The sequence below is a fragment of the Jannaschia formosa genome (genome assembly GCF_003340555.1).
Taxonomy (GTDB): Bacteria; Pseudomonadota; Alphaproteobacteria; order Rhodobacterales; family Rhodobacteraceae; genus Jannaschia; species Jannaschia formosa.
On sequence record NZ_QPLJ01000087.1, the window covers coordinates 1 to 1,331 of the forward strand.

Here is a 1,331-nt window from a genome sequence, read left to right on the forward strand (position 1 = left end):
CCCCTCCGGCGAAGGGCTTGGCCTCACGCGACAAGGGGCCCCGCGGGGCCCCTTGTGCTGTCTGTCTGGCGGCAGGCGCCCTTGCGGCAGACTGCCCGATCCGACGATCTGCGACAGGCTCTGCCGGCGCGCCGGATCGTCGATTACTCGACGATCTTCGACACCACGCCGGCGCCGACGGTGCGGCCGCCTTCGCGGATCGCGAAGCGCAGGCCCTGCTCCATCGCGATCGGCGCGATCAGCTCGACCCCGAACGCCACGTTGTCGCCCGGCATCACCATCTCCGTGCCCTCGTTGAGCACGACCGTCCCCGTCACGTCCGTCGTCCGGAAGTAGAACTGCGGCCGGTAGTTCGCGAAGAACGGCGTGTGGCGGCCGCCCTCCTCCTTGGTCAGGATGTAGGCCTCGGCCTCGAACTTCTTGTGCGGCTTCACCGAGCCCGGCTTGCAGAGAACCTGGCCCCGCTCCACACCGTCACGGTCGATGCCGCGCAGGAGCGCGCCGATGTTGTCGCCCGCCTCGCCGCGGTCGAGCAGCTTGCGGAACATCTCGACGCCCGTGCAGGTCGTCTTCTTGGTGTCGCGGATGCCGACGATCTCGATCTCGTCGCCCACGTTGATCACGCCGCGCTCCACGCGCCCCGTCACCACCGTGCCGCGGCCCGAGATCGAGAACACGTCCTCGACCGGCATCAGGAAGGGCTGGTCCACCGCGCGCTCCGGCGTCGGGATCCACTCGTCCACGGCCGCCATCAGCTTGCGGATCGACTGCTCGCCGATCTCCGGCTCGGTCCCGTTCATCGCGTGCAGCGCCGAGCCCGGGATCACCGGGATGTCGTCGCCCGGATACTCGTAGGAGGACAGCAGCTCCCGGATCTCCATCTCGACGAGCTCCAGCAGCTCCTCGTCGTCGACCTGGTCGACCTTGTTCATGTAGACGACCATCGTCGGGATGCCGACCTGGCGGCCGAGCAAGATGTGCTCGCGCGTCTGCGGCATCGGGCCGTCGGCCGCGTTCACCACGAGGATCGCGCCGTCCATCTGCGCCGCACCCGTGATCATGTTCTTGACGTAATCCGCATGGCCCGGGCAGTCGACATGCGCGTAGTGCCGCGCCTCGGTCTCGTATTCCACATGCGCCGTCGAGATCGTGATCCCGCGCGCCTTCTCCTCCGGCGCGCCGTCGATCTGGTCATAGGCCCGGAAGTCGCCGAAATACTTCGTGATCGCCGCCGTCAGCGTCGTCTTGCCGTGGTCCACGTGGCCGATCGTCCCGATGTTCACGTGCGGCTTCGTGCGTTCGAACTTTGCCTTCGCCATCGAAGGTCTCCT

At 67.6% G+C, this 1,331-nt stretch carries 1 protein-coding gene; it reads right to left on the reverse strand.

What is annotated here, in order from left to right:
• Positions 1 to 143 precede the first annotated feature (143 nt).
• Entirely contained in the window at positions 144 to 1,319 is a 1,176-nt protein-coding gene (gene tuf / locus DR046_RS22890) for an elongation factor Tu (protein WP_115384632.1), read from the reverse strand.
• Positions 1,320 to 1,331: the final 12 nt, after the last annotated feature.

Coding starts and splice junctions, on each gene's coding strand:
- tuf (WP_115384632.1), bottom strand. CDS start 1,319: ATGGCGAAGGCAAAGTTCGAACGCACGAAGCCGCACGTGAACATCGGG.